Here is a 17703-nt window from a genome sequence, read left to right as displayed (position 1 = left end):
AAATTTCAAAGGGGATCATCGTTATGAAAGACATCCTTTCCGAGCTTGAAGGCCGCCGCAACGATGCACGGCTGGGGGGTGGGCAAAAACGTATTGATGCGCAGCATGCGCGGGGAAAGCTGACCGCACGCGAACGCATAGAGCTGTTGGTGGATGAAGGCAGTTTCGAAGAATTCGACATGTTTGTCAGCCATCGCTGCACGGATTTCGGGATGGAAAATCAAAAGCCTGCAGGCGATGGTGTCGTCACCGGATGGGGCACAATCAATGGTCGTATGGTCTATGTCTTCAGCCAGGATTTCACCGTTTTCGGCGGGTCTCTGTCGGAAACCCACGCGCAGAAAATCTGCAAGATCATGGACATGGCAATCCAGAATGGTGCTCCGGTGATCGGCATCAACGATTCGGGTGGTGCGCGAATCCAGGAAGGTGTGGCCTCGCTTGCGGGTTATGCCGAGGTGTTCCAGCGTAACATCATGGCCTCGGGCGTGGTTCCGCAGATCAGTGTGATCATGGGCCCCTGCGCCGGTGGCGCTGTCTACAGTCCGGCGATGACCGACTTTATCTTTATGGTCAAAGACACCTCGTACATGTTTGTGACAGGCCCCGATGTCGTCAAGACCGTCACCAATGAGGTTGTAACCGCCGAAGAGCTGGGTGGTGCATCGACCCATACCAAGAAATCCTCGGTTGCCGACGGTGCATTCGAAAACGATGTCGAAGCACTGGCCGAAGTGCGCCGTCTTGTCGATTTCCTACCGTTGAACAACAAGGAAAAACCGCCCGTTCGTCCCTTCTTTGACGAACCGGGCCGGATTGAGGCTTCGCTGGATACATTGATTCCGGACAACCCGAACACGCCTTATGACATGAAAGAACTCATTGCCAAAGTGGCGGACGAGGGTGATTTTTACGAGATTCAAGAAGATTACGCCAAGAACATCATCACGGGCTTTATCCGTCTGGAAGGTCAGACCGTAGGTGTTGTAGCCAACCAGCCGATGGTGCTGGCCGGCTGTCTGGATATCGACAGCAGCCGCAAAGCCGCGCGCTTCGTCCGGTTCTGTGATTGCTTTGAAATTCCGATTTTGACACTGGTCGACGTGCCGGGCTTTTTGCCGGGAACCTCGCAGGAATATGGCGGTGTGATCAAACATGGCGCAAAACTGCTGTTTGCCTATGGCGAGGCGACCGTTCCGAAGGTCACAGTGATCACCCGAAAGGCCTATGGCGGTGCCTATGACGTGATGGCATCCAAACATCTGCGTGGCGATTTCAACTATGCTTGGCCAACCGCCGAGATCGCGGTGATGGGGGCCAAGGGCGCGACCGAAATCATCCACCGTGCGGATCTGGGCGATGCCGACAAAATCGCACAGCACGCTCAGGACTATGAGGACCGGTTTGCCAACCCGTTTGTGGCTGCGGAACGTGGATTCATTGATGAGGTGATCATGCCGCATTCGACCCGCCGCCGCGTATCGCGAGCTTTTGCCAGCTTGCGTAACAAGCAACTGAAAAACCCCTGGAAAAAGCACGATAACATTCCGCTGTAAGCTGACGGTCGCGAGGCAGGCGCTCTGGTGTGCCTGCCTCTCGGTACGTTGGTGGAAAGACCCCCAAACGGCGAATTTGACTTTGAGAGCAAAGCTGCTAAATGAAATGCCTTATTGGACATAGAAAAGCGCGGGCCAGTAGGCATGCGCGCGCGATCCCGGAGAGAGGAGCTCGCCTTTGGTGGGTCTGGGATCGCGCCTTATGTCTGGCAATTCTCTGTCTTGGTTCGCCTACATTCGCTGAAGCATTGGTACCGGTGCCCTCTGGGCAGCCTGTACATCTGAACGACGTCCTGCTGGACAACAATCCGGGCGAGTTATGGCTGCGCTTTCGGTTCATCGCGCCAAAGATCGGCTCGGATGTGGGACGCATTGGATATGATGTCGCCACGATCGACATGGAGCACCTGTGTCAGACGCTGGCCGTGGCCTATGTCGCGCACCACAAGCTGGAACCAGCCAGGGTTGTGATTTCCCTGTCGAACAAGCCGATAGATTTTGGCCATACCGCGCCGGATGCCACGCAGTTCTTCGAAGCGTATCTTCTGCAGGATTCCCAATGTGTCTGGGACGGAGGGATTTGAGAATGGTTGTCAATTACCACAATTTCTGTGCATTCCCCTTCGCCTCAAAGGACCTTAGCGAAGAGGCGCTGAAATGTTGAAACATCGCGGATTTCCCGGCCGTCTGACCGGGACGGATTATCAATTCACTATCAGACGGGCCAACCCAAAGGGTGTTACTCCGCTGACAACGCGTGAACGGTTCCGGGATCGTAAACCTGCTGATCGTCGCGCGGATGCAGCCTTTATCGAGGCCTTGTGGGAGCATTTCGGCGACCAGCCATTCGAACGTGGCAATCTGGATGCCGGTCGCCTGAGCTGGTTTTTCGGGCGTGAGGTCATTCCGGCGGAGGATCCGTTTGACCCCGCCAGCTATGATGCCTTGCTGGTCATTGATCCGAGCGTGGCCAGAGCCTCGTTTCCTGACATTTTCGGCGGGGATAGCTGAAGGTGATCGACGTCGTCGCACATAAACGCCTTGAAAATTCCAACAGGGTTTCTTTGCCCCGGTTGGGCCAAGAAGGATATGTGCGCTGTGCAGATCGGGCGCGTGACAATCGCGCAAAATACCTGAGGGAAAGGGCGCAAACCACTGATTCTACGGCGTGTATAACCCGTGGCTTGGTGGCGGGAGAACCATCAAGGCTTGGGCAGGAAAATGGCCGGTCGGCGGGGGGTGGCCGCGGCGACTTAGGATCGAATTCTTCAGGTCATGTGATCTCAGGTAGTGTTGATAAAACAAAGGTTTGCGTGACTGTCGGGGTGCGAATTTCGCCCTGCCCAACCAATGTTCACGCGAGCGGAATCGGCGCGTTTCTGCGCGATATTTCGCTGAATGGGCAGATTCTGGCCGGAAATTTCACCACTGGCCAATCCCGGTTTGCAGGTGCAACCGGGCCGTGCATGGTGAGCGGGTCGTGCGGCTCTACTTTGCCTGCGTCGCACGCGCACCTACTATTCCGTACCCCTTCCTTCCGCGGGCAGGCTTGTGGTTTTCACAATGTCCTGCCCGCGTTTTTCTTTGTGCAAACTTCAGTCATTGGATGGCATAAAACTGCGCAAATGGGCATTTCGGTACGCTCGTTATTGAATAACAGTGGCGATTTCCCGCATCTGGCTCTGAAATTGTTAAAAAACCAAAAAGGGCAGACATCATGCGAATCACGAAAGTCATTCTTGCAATGGCGACCTGTGCAGGGCTCGCGGCGTGCGGAGACTCGACCGGCGAGCAGGCGTTGCTTGGCGGCGGAGCCGGCGCCGTTGGCGCGGCAGTCGTCAGTGCCGACCCGCTGTTGGGTGCCGTGGTCGGCGCGGCAGGCAACGTGCTTTACTGCAAGACCCAGAACAACTGTAGATAACGAAATCTTCGGGGTCCCCGTCGCCCCGACCGTCATCGCGCGACACGCCGTCGTGGGGCCATTGCCCCGCGGCGGCGTTTTGCGTTTCCAGAACTTCAAGACAGAGGACATCCATGTTCAACAAGATCCTGATCGCCAACCGGGGCGAGATCGCCTGCCGGGTTATCAAAACCGCCCGCAAGATGGGCATCGGCACGGTCGCCATCTATTCTGACGCGGACAAGAACGCCCTGCATGTATCGATGGCGGATGAGGCGGTGCATATTGGCCCACCGCCTGCAAACCAGTCCTATATCGTCATCGACCGGGTGATGGAGGCAATCCGTCAGAGCGGCGCGCAGGCGGTTCACCCGGGGTATGGTTTTCTGTCGGAAAACTCGAGATTCGCCCAAGCTCTGGATGCCGAAGGCGTGGCCTTTATCGGCCCTCCGGTCGGTGCGATTGAAAGCATGGGTGACAAGATCACCTCTAAAAAGATCGCGCAAGAGGCCGGCGTCTCTACGGTTCCGGGCTATATGGGCCTGATCGAAGACGCCGACGAGGCCGTCAAGATTTCGAATGAGATCGGATATCCGGTCATGATCAAGGCCAGTGCTGGCGGCGGTGGCAAGGGTATGCGGATCGCATGGACCGACGACGAGGCGCGCGAAGGGTTCCAGTCCTCCAAGAACGAGGCCGCGAATTCCTTTGGAGATGACCGGATTTTCATCGAGAAATTCGTGACCCAACCCCGTCACATCGAGATTCAGGTTCTGTGCGACAGCCATGGTAATGGCATTTATCTGGGCGAACGCGAATGCTCGATTCAGCGCCGAAACCAGAAGGTTGTGGAAGAGGCGCCATCGCCTTTCCTGGACGAGGCGACACGCAAGGCGATGGGCGAACAGGCGGTGGCCTTGGCCAAGGCTGTGGATTATGCGAGCGCTGGCACGGTCGAGTTTATCGTTGATGGTGACAAGAACTTCTATTTTCTGGAAATGAACACACGCCTGCAGGTGGAACACCCGGTGACCGAACTGATCACCGGTGTCGATCTGGTCGAACAGATGATCCGCGTCGCGGCCGGTGAGAAGTTGTCGATCTCGCAGGACGATGTCACACTGACCGGCTGGGCGATTGAAAACCGTTTGTATGCCGAAGATCCTTATCGTGGCTTCTTGCCGTCCATTGGTCGATTGACGCGCTACCGCCCGCCGCAGGAAACTGCCGCTGGTCCGCTGTTGGTAAATGACAAATGGCAGGGTGAGGCCCCCAGCGGAGAGGCCGCCGTTCGCAACGATACCGGCGTCTATGAAGGCGGCGAGATCAGTATGTATTACGATCCGATGATCGCCAAGCTCTGCACCTGGGCCCCGACCCGTGATCAAGCGATTGAGGCGATGCGAGTGGCGCTGGACAGTTTCGAGGTCGAAGGCATCGGGCACAATCTGCCGTTCCTGTCGGCAGTGATGGATCATCCGATCTTCATCAAGGGCGAGATGACTACCGCGTTCATCGAAGAACAGTACCCCGATGGGTTCCAGGGCGTAGAGCTGCCCGAGGCTGACCTGCGCCAGATCGCAGCTTCCTGCGCCGCCATGCACCGGGTGGCTGAGATTCGCCGCACCCGTGTATCGGGCCGGATGGACAACCATGAACGCAAGGTCGGCAAACGCTGGGTCGTGACCCTGCAGGGCCAGGAATACGCAGTTCAGGTGAATGCCGATAAAGAGGGCGCGACGGTCAAATTCGAAGACGGCGCGACATTGCGCGTGGCCTCGGAGTGGACGCCGGGCGACCAGCTGGCGGTGCTGGACGTAGACGGTAGCCCGCTGGTTCTGAAGGCCGACAAAATCTCGGGCGGGTTCCGGATCCGCAACCGGGGCGCGGATATGAAGGTGCATGTGCGCCGTCCGCGTCAGGCGGAACTGGCCAAGCTGATGCCCGAGAAACTGCCGCCGGATACCTCGAAACTTCTGCTCTGCCCAATGCCTGGCCTGATCGTGAAGGTCGATGTCGAAGTGGGCCAAGAAGTGCAGGAAGGTCAGGCGCTGTGCACCATCGAGGCGATGAAGATGGAAAACATCCTGCGCGCCGAGAAAAAAGGCACCGTTGCCAAGATCAACGCAGGCCCAGGCGACAGCCTCGCAGTGGATGATGTGATCATCGAGTTTGAATGATCATGACCACGCGTTTGACATATCCTGCAAGGGAACCGGCGGTCGCCGCCTGGGCCGTTGGGTACGGCAAACGCGTTCAGCCGCCCTCGCGCCGTTCACGGATTTCGCGTTGGCGCAGGGGGGTCTTGTCGATGGAGCGACCGATTTCACGCACGCTCCAAGGGGAAGGTTTGCGCAGTTTGACCACGCCGTCCTTGTCGACAAACACCATCTGGAACCCGCGCGGGCGCAGTTTTGACCGGATGGGCGAGCGGGCGTCAGGGTCAGTGTCGATCAGAACGACCACATCGCGGTCGCGCATGACGTCCTCCCCTTCCAAAAGCATGTCGACCTGCTGCTGGAATCGCGGGTCAGCAGGTGTATCGGCAAAGACAACAATGGGCCGCTTGATCCACAAATATTCGCTGAGCTCGCTATCCCCCACAGGGCGGACAAATTCATCGTCAGCCGGGGCTGCCCCGTCAGCTGCAAGGGCCGCCAGTGGAAATAGCGCCGAAAAAACAAAGGCTAGCGTTCGTGTCATTGGGCCTCCTGTTGGATTGAATATAGTCCCTGCGCGCACGAATGCGACCAGCGAAATGCACGCAGCCCATAAAATATTGCGTCCCACCCAATTCGAATGGGCGCAACCACGGATGATAACGCGCGGGCCACGCCCTTGCGCGACCCGAATTGAGAAAAGGATATCGCAATGACCAATAGGAAAGACTGGCAGGCGCTGGCCGAGAAAGAGCTGCGCGGTCGCCCGTTGGACGACCTGACCAAAGAGACGCTGGAAGGCATCGCCGTCAAGCCACTCTATACGCAGGAAGATACGGCTGATCTGCCACATATGGGCTCCATGCCCGGGTTTGGGCCGTTCACGCGCGGGGTAAAGGCAACAATGTATGCCGGTCGTCCCTGGACGATCCGCCAATATGCGGGGTTTTCCACCGCCGAAGAATCGAATGCCTTCTACCGTCGCAATCTGGCGGCGGGTCAGCAGGGGGTCTCGGTGGCTTTCGATCTGGCCACGCACCGCGGATATGACAGCGACCACCCACGCGTTGTCGGCGATGTGGGCAAGGCCGGTGTGGCCATCGACAGCGTAGAGGACATGAAAATCCTGTTCGACGGCATCCCGTTGGACAAGGTCTCGGTCTCGATGACCATGAACGGTGCCGTGGTTCCTATCCTGGCAAGTTTCATTGTAGCGGGTGAGGAACAGGGCCACGACAAATCCGTCCTGTCCGGCACTATTCAGAATGACATTCTGAAAGAATTCATGGTGCGTAACACCTATATCTACCCGCCTGAGCCTTCGATGAAGATCATCTCGGACATCATCGAATATACGTCGAATGATATGCCCAAATTCAACTCGATCTCAATCTCGGGCTATCACATGCAAGAGGCCGGGGCGAACCTGGTGCAGGAGCTGGCCTATACGCTGGCTGACGGGCGCGAATACGTTCGTGCAGCGACACAGGCCGGAATGGATGTCGACAAATTCGCTGGTCGCTTGTCGTTCTTTTTTGCCATTGGCATGAATTTCTTCATGGAAATTGCCAAGCTGCGTGCGGCCCGTACCCTTTGGCATCGGGTGATGACCGATTTCGGCGCGAAATCCGAGCGCTCTAAGATGCTGCGGACCCATTGCCAGACCTCGGGCGTGTCGCTGCAAGAACAAGACCCCTATAACAACGTGATCCGCACCGCCTATGAGGCGATGAGCGCGGTTCTTGGCGGCACCCAATCGCTGCATACTAACGCCTTGGACGAGGCGATTGCGCTGCCCACCGATTTCTCTGCTCGCATTGCACGGAACACGCAGCTGGTCTTGCAAGAGGAAACCGGGGTGACCGATGTGGTCGATCCGCTGGCCGGGTCTTTCTATGTCGAAAGCCTGACCAATGAGCTGGTCGAAAAAGCTTGGGCTCTTATGGAAGAGGTCGAGGAAATGGGCGGCATGACCAAGGCCGTTGCATCCGGCATGCCAAAGCTTCGGATAGAAGAAAGCGCCGCCCGACGGCAGGCGATGATCGACCGGGGTGACGAGGTAATCGTCGGCGTCAACAAGTACCGCAAGGAACGGGAAGACCCGATAGACATTCTGGATGTCGACAACGTGGCTGTCCGCGAGGCGCAGGTGGCACGTCTGGAACGCATCCGTGCCACGCGCGATGAGGCTGCCTGCCAAAAGGCGCTGGACACCCTGACGACCACCGCCCGCGATGGCGGCAACCTGCTGGCCGCTGCTGTCGAAGCCGCCCGTGCCCGCGCATCCGTAGGAGAGATCAGCATGGCAATGGAAAAGGAATTTGGTCGCCACCGCGCCGAGGTCAAAACGCTGGCGGGTGTTTATGGGGCCGCCTATGAGGGCGACGAAGGCTTTGCCGCCATCCAGAAGTCCATTGAGGATTTTGCTGAGGCCGAAGGCCGTCGCCCGCGCCTGCTGGTAGTCAAGATGGGGCAGGACGGGCATGACCGGGGAGCCAAGGTGATCGCCACAGCCTTTGCCGATATCGGCTTTGACGTGGACGTTGGCCCGCTGTTCCAAACGCCGGCCGAGGCAGCACAAGACGCGGTGGACAATGACGTCCATGTCGTCGGCATTTCGTCTCAGGCAGCCGGGCACAAGACGCTGGCCCCGCAGCTGGTCGAAGAACTGAAAAAGGCCGGGGCTGAGGATATCATCGTCATCTGCGGAGGTGTCATCCCGCAACAGGATTATAAGTTCCTCTATGATCACGGGGTTAAGGCGATCTTTGGTCCGGGTACGAACATCCCAGAGGCGGCACAAGATATCCTGCGTTTGATCGGCGAAGCCAAAGATTGAACCGGCACCAAGATTTTTCGTCGAAAAATCTTGTGATCCAGCGCCTTTGAGGAAAACATACGGCCAGACCCTTGCGGTCTGGCCGTTTGTCATCTGGGGGGCTCATCCGTGTTACTTGATCACTTGGCGGTTGCTGGCGAAACGCTTGAACAGGCTTCGGCTCATGTCGAACAGGCGTTGGGCGTACCCTTGCAGGACGGGGGCAAGCACGAGAAATTCGGAACTCATAACCGGTTGTTGGGCCTTCGGGACGGTTTGTATCTGGAAGCCATCGCGATTGACCCCGATGCACCCAATCCGCAAAGAACCCGCTGGTTCGATCTAGATCGGTTTCAGGGCGCTCCCCGCCTGACTAACTGGATTTGCCAGGTTCCGGATATCGAGGCCTCGCTGACGGTCTTTCCGGACGGAGTCGGTCAACCGATCGACCTAAACCGTGGCGCGCTGCGTTGGCGCATGGCGGTGCCTCCCAATGGGCGCCTGCCGTTTGATAATCTTTTCCCGGCGCTCATCCAGTGGCAGGGTGACCTTCACCCGGCAAACATGCTGAACGACAGTGGCTGCCAGCTGCGCCGCCTAGTCATCTACCACCCTGACGCGCTGGACCTCGCCAAAGCGCTAGGCCCGTTAGAGCGTGTTGAGTTTGACAGCGGTCCGGCGGCGTTGCGTGCCGAAATCGACACACCGCACGGGGTACGGGTATTGGAATGAACATCCGGCAAGCCCAGCCAGAAGATGCACCCGCTGTTGCGGCAATCTGGAATGCGATAATCCGCGATACGCTGATCACATTCACCACTGAATTGCGCAACGATGACGCCGTTGCCTTGGATATCGTCTCCAGAGGGGCGGCGTTTCTGGTGGCCGAGCGTGACGGCGTTGTTCTGGGCTTCGCAACCTATGGTGCGTTTCGGTCAGGGCCGGGCTATGCCTATACGCGTGAACACTCGATCCTGTTGGCACCGCAGGCGCGGGGCCAGGGGATAGGCCGCGCATTGTTGCAGGCCTTGGAAGCCCGCGCACAGATGGACAATGTTCATGTTCTGATTGCGGGCATTTCCTCGGCCAACCCTGCGGCCATCGCTTTCCATACGGCTGCCGGATTTACACAAGTGGGCCAGATGCCCGAGGTGGGGTTTAAATGCGGTCAGTGGTTGGATCTTGTGCTGATGCAGAAAATTCTTGCCCCGCAGTGATCTGTCGCACCTGACAGTCGCGACGGAGCGGGTTAGGGTGCGCTCATGTCGATTTGGATCCGTATATCCGATGCGCTAAGCGCGCTTGCACAGGGCGAAAGCCTGACGGCCGTGTTCGAGAAACTGCGCACGCCGCCGGAACGCTCGGTCGCATTTGCGATTGCGGTCATCGCCCTGGGGGCCAAGATGGCCAAGGCCGACGGGCAGGTCACGCGAGACGAGGTTACTGCCTTTCGGGATGTATTCCAGATCGCGCGCGAAGATGAGGCCGGTGCAGCCCGTGTCTTTGACATGGCGCGCACCGATGTCGCCGGGTATCAGGAATATGCCAGCAAAATTGCCTATATGTTCGCAGAAGACAGCACCACCTTGTGCGACCTGATGGAGGGGTTGTTTCATATCGCAATGGCCGACGGGTTTTATCATCCCAACGAAAATAAGTTTCTGGAAGATGTCAGCCGGATATTCGGTCAGACCGATGCTCAGTTTCTGGCCTTACGCGCACGGTTTGTACCGGATGCACCAAAGGATCCCTATACGGTGCTGGGTGTGCCGCGGAATATGCCGCTGCCCGACATTCGTAAGGTCTGGCGGCAACTTGTACGCGACACTCATCCCGACGCCATGATGTCACGAGGCGTTCCGGAAGAGGCCATTCGTCTGGCCGAAAAAAAGATGATCGACATCAATCGCGCCTGGGATGAAATCAAAGGCGCGCAGGCCTGAACCGATGCGATTGGCAACCTACAATATTGAATGGTTCGCCAATCTCTTCGACCGGCAAGACCGCTTGATCGTAGATGACAGCTGGTCCGGCAGATACAATGTCACCAAAGCTGAACAGATCGAGGCCATCGCAAAAGTGCTGACGGCAATCGATGCGGATGCCGTGCTGATTGTTGAAGCTCCGAATACTGGTAAGACGCAGAACACGGTGCGTGCGCTGCAAGGGTTTGCCGAAGCGTTCGATCTGCGCATAGGAAACGCGATCATGGGGTTTCCGAACGATACCCATCAGGAACTTGCGTTTCTTTTCGATCCTCAGATCCTGTCATTGCGCCATGATCCCAAAGGAAACAAGGAAGGAAAAGGGGCTGCCCCTCGTTTTGATGGCGTTTTCAAGATCGACCTGGATATTGATGCAACCGAGGATCATGTGCGCTTTTCCAAGCCGCCAATGGAGTTGTCAGCGCAGACGTCAGGCGGGGCGACGTTTCGCCTGATCGGAGCGCATCTGAAATCCAAAGCCCCGCATGGGGCAGAAAGCCGCGATGAGGCGATCCGGATATCCATCGCCAATCGACGCAAACAGCTTGCACAGGCTGTCTGGTTGGGGCGGCGAGTACAGGCGCATATTGCGGCTGACGAGCATGTCATCCTTTTGGGCGATCTCAACGACGGGCCGGGCTTGGATGAGTTTGAAAACCTGTTCGGGCGTTCATCTGTTGAAATCCTGTTGCAGACCGGTCTGTTCGATCCGCATGCGGTGATGGCAAATGAGGCTGAACCCGAAATCTTACCCTCGTCCGCGCGCTTTGTGCGCCGCGACAGGGCTGATCATCTTGAGGCGCTGTTGGACTATGTCATGATCAGCGAAGGGCTGCGTGTTAAGCGCCCGAAATGGCGCATATGGCATCCTTTCCAGGACCCTGCATGCTATGCCTCGCGGGACCTGCACGAGGCGCTGCTGACAGCCTCGGATCACTTCCCTGTCACGCTGGATATTGATCTGTGACCTTTCATCGCCGGCGTGGGCGACTTATATCTGAAGCATGAAAAAGTTCATTTCAATATGCGTGGTCACAGCGGCCATGGGCGTTCCGGCACAGGCAGAGGACGACACAGGCAAATCCTTGATGGAACAAGGGGCTGAGTTGTTCTTTGAAGGGCTGCGTCAGGAAATGGAACCCGCGCTTGAGGATTTGTTGGGGCTGGCAGATCAATTCGGCCCCGCGATGCAGTCGTTTTTTGAGGAAATGGGACCGGCCCTGGCGGAACTGGCCGCCGAAGTGCAGGACTGGAGCGTTTACGAGGCTCCGGAAATCCTGCCGAACGGGGATATCATTATCCGCAAAAAGCCGCCCGAGCCCGAGGTTGAGCCGGAAAAACCCGAAAATGAGCCCGAAGGCGAGATTGATATCTGAGGGTCAGCCTTTGATGATCAAGCGGGGTTCGGATTTCAGCGTGCTTGCCAATGAGTTCAGTCGTGCTTCGGCCACTTCGCTAAAGAGAGGGGCTGCAGCTTCGGGCAAAATCAGCTCTAGCTGACGTTTTTTAGGGTACAGCCGAAGCGTGCCCATCGTGGCTTCGTTCTGCATCCACAGCATTGCACCAAAGCGCATGGCTTTGCCCAGAATCTCGGCCTGTTCCTGATCTTTTTCGCCCAACAAGTCATAGAGAGGGGTAAACCGGTTGCCTTCACGCTTGTTGCGATACCTGTGCTGCAGGGCCAGCCCGATATAAACCCGTTCGGAATGCTTTAAACCGCCCAAGTTGGCGCGAGTTACGTAATCAAAGCAGGTTTCAGCCCGGTAATCCGGATGGGCGCGCCAACTGACATCGTGCAAAAGACACGCAGCCTTGATCAGCCTGACCCGCGCGGGCGGCGCGGATTTGAACAGAGGCATGACGAATTCGAACAGATGTTTGCCAAACCCGGGCAGGCGGGCATCTTTGGCTTCGGAAAAATAGCTGGCTTCGATCAGAGGGTCACGATCGCGCAGGATTTGTGGCATCTGTTCGTAAAGCAGGCCTTCGCGGATGCCATAGCTGGAAACGGCAATGTCCTTGGGTTTGAACGTTCGCACCAGTCGCGCAAGCACATCCATCGCATAAGGGATCAGCGCCATCCGAGAACCCGAGACGCCTGCCAGACTGCGCAGTTTTTCCGGGTCACCCTTTTCGATGAATTTGATGGTCTGATGCACCTGCTTTGTCGTCATCCTATATTCATGCAGCACGTTCAAGGGATATCCCCGGCGCAGCATGTCGAGCCTTGCAAAGGCCCGCCAGCTTCCGCCCACCAGAAACAGACGATCGCGCTGAGGGCCCATCTGGTCGCGCAGGTTTTCCATCGTCTCCTTGATTTGCGCCTTGCGCGCGCGACGACCGCCCTTGATATCCCGCAGCTTCAGCGGACCCAGGGCCGACGAAAGGCGACGACCAACGTCTCCGCCACCGATCTCGGCCAGCTCCATCGAGGACCCGCCGATATCACAGATCAGACCATATGCACCGGGCCAGCCCAGTAAAACGCCCTGAGCGGACAGGCGTGCCTCTTCCCCGCCGTCGATGACCGAGACCGTCAACCTGGTTAGTGCGTGAACTTCGGCGCAGAAATCCGGGCCATCCTTGGCCTCTCGCACGGCGGCGGTGGCCACGACGTGCAGCCCCGGCAGACCCAGATCGTCTGACAGCCGGGAAAAACGCTTCAACGCAGCCAGGGCACGTATCCTGCCAAGCGGGTTCAGGCGGCCGGTCTCGGACAGGCCCGCGCCAAGCTCGCACATGACTTTTTCATTGTAGAAATAGGCAGGCGATCGCGCCGCACCATCAAAGATCACCATCCTGACCGAGTTCGACCCTACATCAACAACGCCGACGCGCGACAGGGCGCGGGCCTCGGGGTTGTCAAACAACGGCTTTCCGAAAGGTCCCCAGTCGGGAATGTTGGTATCTACGGCTTGATCCATATCTCGTCCAGATATTCCAGGCTTAAGATGCGAAATCACCGGGGACGGGTCAATCGCTGGTTTCGGCATCTTCCAGTTCCGCACTCAGTACTCGTACGGCCAGAGCCCGCGTGATGTCTCGTTTCTCAGACAGCGCCAGTTGATCCAGCAGCGCCACAGTGCTGGCGGCGGTTTCGAAACGGCGATCCATATGTTTGACGAGGTAAGCGATGACCTCGGGTCCGGGGTTCAGCTGTCGGTCTACGAACAGTTTGGCCAGCACGGCGCCCAGTAGCGCGTCATCGGGCGGGTCCAGCGCAACGTGATGTGCGCCTTCGATCCTGCTTTGCAGGTCAGGCAAGGGCAACTGCCAGAAATTTGGCGCAAGGCGCCCGGTCATCAACAGGGCGTGGCCTTCTGCCAACACAAGATTGTGCAAATGGAATAGGGTTTTCTGCTGGTCGATATCGCCAGCAATCATGGGGACATCTTCCACCGCGATCGGTGTTTGGGCAAGGTCAGGAACCTCGTCGTGCTTGATCTGCGAGGCCTGCACAATTCGACCACCGGTCTCTGCCGCCCACACATGGGCCAGATGTGTCTTGCCCGCGCCAGCAGGTCCGCTGAGCACCAGTTTATTCCCCGGCCATGAGGTGGCCGAGATCATGGCCACGGCCAGAGCATTTGCGGGCGAGACGAAAAAATCCTCGCGCCCCAGCGCAGTCTTGGCCGGTAGATCAAAGCTCAGCTGTAGGGCCATTCAATCGTCTTCCTGGTCCATACCCACAAGGCCAGTATACAGACGGCTATCCAAATAGATCGACGTGGCAAAGCGCGCCAGAACGCCAAGTGCTGCAGCAACCGGCACCGCGATCAGCATCCCGACAAATCCGAACAGGGCGCCAAAGACCGACAATGCCAGCAACAGCCAGACCGGGTGCAACCCGACCGAGCTGCCGACGAGCTTTGGCGTCAGAAAATTGCCCTCGGCCACCTGACCCAATGCAAAGACCGCTGCGACCAGCCCAATTTGCGTCCAGTCTCCCCAGAACTGGAACAGTGCCAAACCAATGGCCAGTGAGCCCCCGATCAGGGCGCCCAGATAAGGGATAAACGTGACTAAGCCGGCGATAAATCCAACGACCAGCCCGAACTGCAGTCCGACGGCCATCAGCGCGACGGCGTAATAGGTGCCCAGGATCAGGCAGACTGTGCCCATTCCACGTACAAATGAGGCCAGAACGCTGTCAATCTCACCAGCCAGCCGCTTGATGGTGGGGGCGTGGTCGCGGGGCAAAAGCTCTGCGATACGAGCAATCATGCGGTCCCAGTCCAACAGCATGTAGACGGTGACTACTGGGACAATCACCAGCAAAACCACCACGTTGATGGCTGATCCAAGCGACGCAGCGACAGATTGCAGGACATCACCAGTTTTGGACTGAAGCGTCTCACCCAAGGACACCAGAAACTGGTGCGTGTTGGATTCGCGGTCCAAAAGCGACGGGAATTGCTGTTCGATAAACCCTCTTAGCTGCTTGAGAAGGCTGGGCATAACCTCGACCAGGTCGATCAACTGGGTGATCAGCGCCGGAACGACCATCAGGATAAGCAGTACGAAACCCAAAACGCCGACAACCGTGATAACCCCCGTAGCGGCCATACGGGACAGGCCCAGCTTTTCAAGCCTATCCGCAACAGGATCAAGGAAATAGGCAATCGCGCCACCGATTACAAAGGGCAGCAATACATCGCCAAGTGCCCACAACAGCAGTACAATAACCACTGCGGCGATGCCCCAGTACCTGAGTTGATCTCTTACCGGCAAAGCCATGGCTGTCCCCTTGTTTCGGCACGTGCAAACGTTCTTGGCGTATGCGGCCCCACGATGCAAGCGCTTCATGACCCGCCAGAATCGCGCGGGGCTAGTCGCTTAACGTGCCCAGTTCAGGGGTGGCGTCATGGGCTGTTTCGTCGGGCCAGTTGGTGCGCCAGATTTCGGCAGACCAATGGCCGCAATGAACGGATGGACGGTCAAAGCCGGGCAGAGGCGTCAAAAGCGGTTCGACAACCACATCATGCCGCGGCACCGTGAAATACGGGAAGGAATAGCGTTCCTGACCCGATCGGTTGACCACTCTGTGAGGGGTGGATTTCAACCGGCCACCCGACCAAAGCTCTAGCATGTCGCCGATATTGACGACAAATCCACCCGGCGGGCAGTCGGGTGTGATCCAGCCGCCATCGCGGGTCTGAACTTCAAGCCCGCCGACCGGGTCAGGGGCGATGATGGTCAGCGCATCTGTGTCCTTATGCGGGTGGATGCCATAGCCGGTATCGTCCGGGGCCTGAGGGGGATAGTGCAGCAGAGACATATTGGTCATAGGATCATGAAACGCGTCTCGCAGCTGGTTCGCAGGTAGCTTCAATCCCATCTCCAGCGCGCCCAGCAGCATATGCGCGACACCGTCCAGCTTTGACCAGTAATCCAGAATCACTGCCTGTGCCCGTGGAACATGACAGGGCCAGATATTGGGGCCATAGAGGGCACAATCTCGGCGGATGGGTGCATCCAGGTCCACCTGATAATGCAGCTTGTAGCCTTCGTATTTATCCGCTTTGCCCGACCCGTCATTCGGGGTGAAAAACCCCATCGGGATAAAACCGCGATAATTCTCGCGTGTGATCGCCTGATCCCATTTCGCATCATCGTCGATGTCGAAAATCTCCCGGACGCAAGTGCGCATGTTGTTGACGGTGTCCCGCGAAACGCCGGTGCCGGTAATCGACAGGAACCCAATCCGGGTGCAGGCATCCATGACTGCCTGAACGGTTGCGTTGAAATCGGGGTGGCTGGAGTCACCCAGCGGAGCAATGTCGATTGTTGGGATGTGGTCCATCAGCGCATCCTCACGCCTTGCCGTGCCAGTTCTTTATGCACCGGGGCAAGGTTCAATTTATCGAGGTCTTGGTTGCTTTTGAGTGAAAGCGCCGCAGCAATCCCCGCGCCCTGACCCATGACCGCACAGCAAGCCATGTTGCGCGTCGCCGCATGGGCAACCCGGTCCGCCCCATGTGACCGGCCCGCGACCAGCAAGCCTCTGATCCCTTTGGGCAGCATCGACCGATAGGGGATATGCATGTACCGACCAGTCGTGGGCAGGATCAAAATGCCATAGCCGTCGATGAATTCGGGATAGATGCCGATGGTGTCTTCGAACCGGCCCTGATGGCGGGCGTCATCCTCGGTCATGTTGTACACCGCGTCGATTTTGCGGGTGTCGCGGATGCCGATGGTCATCCCGAAATTCCGCAGCCGGGCGTTCTCACACCCGGGCATGAACCGGCGCAGCGCCTCGATGGCGAGCATTGACTGACGCCGCCCTTCGATCTCACCGCGGGTCATGCTGTCGGGATCGGTGCCATCGATCCCGGCCAGATGAATAAGGTTCATATAGGTCAGCTCACCGGTGTCATGCATCGCGCCCCAAGTGCCCGCGATGGTGTTCAGATGTGCCGGGATCAGCCCCTGATCAATCGCCTGCTGGAACGGTTTGTGCACAAAGGGCGAGTACATGTCGTCCTCTTTACCGCTGGTCTCAATGTTCCATTCGCCACCACCGCCCCAGTCCTTATAGGTCTGGGGGTCGGCCTTTACGCCTTCGATAAAGGCGCGCTTGTCGACGCCCGCCAGATGGAACATGACCGAGGCCGCCATCATGTCTTCGCGTGCGGTCTTGTGCGTGGGCGCACCGGCGCGATGGGCGACATCTGCGTCCCCGGTAGCGTCAATGACAACCTTCGCCAGTATCGCCTCGCGCCCGGCTTTGGATTCGGTGATGATGCCGGTGATCCGCTCGCCGTCCATGATCGGAGCCACGAATTGCCGGTGCAGCATCGGATGCACACCGGCCTCTTCGATCAGTTTGTCGGCGACCAATTTGAACCCTTCGCTGTCCAACTCATAACTCAGCGACTGACTTTCTGGCACCGCCGCACCCATTTCCTTGGCGCGGGTTTCGAACTCCATGCCGATGCCGCCAGCCTCGACCGTTTGCTCGTGGCGATACCAAGCAAAGCCTTCAACGCCGACAGCAGTGATATTGCCGCCCATGCAGCCGAAGCGGTCGACCAGCGACACTTCGGCTCCGGCCCGTGCGGCCGCCAGCGCAGCGGCCAGACCTGCAGGCCCGGAGCCAACGACCAGAACGTCCGTGGAATGGACAACGGGGATCTGACGGGCGGGTTCTTGAATGGTCTGCATGGGCGCCTCGGTGACTTTACATTGCCGCCACATTTGACGCAGCTAACTGGCGGGTCAATCAAAAAACCGACAGGCCTGTGGTCGTAAAACCCCAATGCGTGATTGCCCCCGGCGGGGC

17 protein-coding genes are annotated in these 17703 nt (G+C 58.0%); 11 read left to right on the top strand and 6 right to left on the bottom strand.

All coding sequences use genetic code 11. From position 1 onward, the window contains the following. Positions 1-23: 23 nt before the first annotated feature. From AC2FH0_RS13750 to AC2FH0_RS13730, 5 genes are all read left to right on the top strand, one after another. Positions 24-1556 (top strand): acyl-CoA carboxylase subunit beta, encoded by a 1533-nt coding sequence (locus AC2FH0_RS13750; protein WP_496677724.1) that lies wholly within the window; start codon positions 24-26, stop codon positions 1554-1556. A gap of 257 nt (positions 1557-1813) precedes the next feature. Then, positions 1814-2140 carry a DUF6497 family protein gene (locus tag AC2FH0_RS13745; RefSeq protein ID WP_271949451.1) on the top strand — a complete coding sequence of 109 codons (327 nt, stop codon included), beginning with the start codon at positions 1814-1816 and terminating at the stop codon, positions 2138-2140. Between the two features lie 73 nt (positions 2141-2213). Continuing rightward, positions 2214-2567 (top strand): hypothetical protein, encoded by a 354-nt coding sequence (locus AC2FH0_RS13740; protein ID WP_142636799.1) that lies wholly within the window; start codon positions 2214-2216, stop codon positions 2565-2567. A gap of 706 nt (positions 2568-3273) precedes the next feature. After that, entirely contained in the window at positions 3274-3477 is a 204-nt protein-coding gene (locus AC2FH0_RS13735; protein ID WP_496789592.1) for a hypothetical protein, read from the top strand. Between the two features lie 113 nt (positions 3478-3590). Beyond that, the gene (locus AC2FH0_RS13730) at positions 3591-5636 is read left to right on the top strand and encodes an acetyl-CoA carboxylase biotin carboxylase subunit (RefSeq protein WP_281972736.1); all 2046 of its coding nucleotides are present in this window, start codon (positions 3591-3593) and stop codon (positions 5634-5636) included. Between the two features lie 76 nt (positions 5637-5712). On the opposite strand, the gene AC2FH0_RS13725 is transcribed toward AC2FH0_RS13730, so the two are convergent. After that, on the bottom strand, positions 5713-6159 hold the full coding sequence (locus AC2FH0_RS13725) for a DUF4174 domain-containing protein (protein WP_496690937.1): 447 nt from the start codon (positions 6157-6159) through the stop codon (positions 5713-5715). A gap of 168 nt (positions 6160-6327) precedes the next feature. On the opposite strand from AC2FH0_RS13725, the gene scpA reads away from it, so the two are divergent. The 6 genes from scpA (at position 6328) to AC2FH0_RS13695 (ending at position 11794) form a co-directional block, all read left to right on the top strand. Next, positions 6328-8454, top strand: coding sequence for a methylmalonyl-CoA mutase (scpA, locus tag AC2FH0_RS13720; protein WP_496706591.1), 2127 nt, complete (start codon positions 6328-6330; stop codon positions 8452-8454). 108 nt (positions 8455-8562) lie between these two features. Further along, complete coding sequence (locus AC2FH0_RS13715) at positions 8563-9165, top strand: VOC family protein (protein ID WP_496677728.1); 603 nt, start codon at positions 8563-8565, stop codon at positions 9163-9165. Continuing rightward, a complete protein-coding gene (locus AC2FH0_RS13710) occupies positions 9162-9650 on the top strand; it encodes a GNAT family N-acetyltransferase (RefSeq protein ID WP_496677729.1) in 489 nt (162 codons plus the stop codon). Before AC2FH0_RS13715 ends, AC2FH0_RS13710 begins: the two co-directional genes overlap by 4 nt. A 45-nt stretch (positions 9651-9695) precedes the next feature. Continuing rightward, entirely contained in the window at positions 9696-10376 is a 681-nt protein-coding gene (locus tag AC2FH0_RS13705; protein WP_271949463.1) for a molecular chaperone DjiA, read from the top strand. A gap of 4 nt (positions 10377-10380) precedes the next feature. Further along, a complete protein-coding gene (locus tag AC2FH0_RS13700; RefSeq protein WP_142636815.1) occupies positions 10381-11385 on the top strand; it encodes an endonuclease/exonuclease/phosphatase family protein in 1005 nt (334 codons plus the stop codon). 37 nt (positions 11386-11422) lie between these two features. Beyond that, positions 11423-11794, top strand: a complete 372-nt coding sequence (locus AC2FH0_RS13695) for a hypothetical protein (RefSeq protein ID WP_496689681.1) — start codon at positions 11423-11425, stop codon at positions 11792-11794. Positions 11795-11797: 3 nt separating this feature from the next. Here AC2FH0_RS13695 and AC2FH0_RS13690 read toward each other — a convergent pair whose 3' ends face one another. The 5 genes from AC2FH0_RS13690 to AC2FH0_RS13670 all read right to left on the bottom strand — a co-directional run bounded on the left by AC2FH0_RS13690 (position 11798) and on the right by AC2FH0_RS13670 (position 17585). Further along, a complete protein-coding gene (locus tag AC2FH0_RS13690) occupies positions 11798-13342 on the bottom strand; it encodes a Ppx/GppA family phosphatase (protein ID WP_496789590.1) in 1545 nt (514 codons plus the stop codon). 49 nt (positions 13343-13391) lie between these two features. After that, positions 13392-14081, bottom strand: a complete 690-nt coding sequence (locus tag AC2FH0_RS13685; protein WP_281972741.1) for a P-loop NTPase family protein — start codon at positions 14079-14081, stop codon at positions 13392-13394. Continuing rightward, on the bottom strand, positions 14082-15155 hold the full coding sequence (locus tag AC2FH0_RS13680; RefSeq protein ID WP_496690933.1) for an AI-2E family transporter: 1074 nt from the start codon (positions 15153-15155) through the stop codon (positions 14082-14084). Between the two features lie 91 nt (positions 15156-15246). Continuing rightward, entirely contained in the window at positions 15247-16221 is a 975-nt protein-coding gene (locus tag AC2FH0_RS13675) for an isopenicillin N synthase family dioxygenase (RefSeq protein ID WP_496789589.1), read from the bottom strand. Then, positions 16221-17585, bottom strand: a complete 1365-nt coding sequence (locus AC2FH0_RS13670; protein WP_496708134.1) for an FAD-dependent oxidoreductase — start codon at positions 17583-17585, stop codon at positions 16221-16223. Before AC2FH0_RS13670 ends, AC2FH0_RS13675 begins: the two co-directional genes overlap by 1 nt. Positions 17586-17703 lie beyond the last annotated feature (118 nt).

The sequence above is a fragment of the Ruegeria sp. CDSC051 genome (assembly GCF_059610665.1).
Note: the sequence above shows the minus strand (reverse complement) of the source record. Positions and strands in the feature narration are given on the sequence as shown.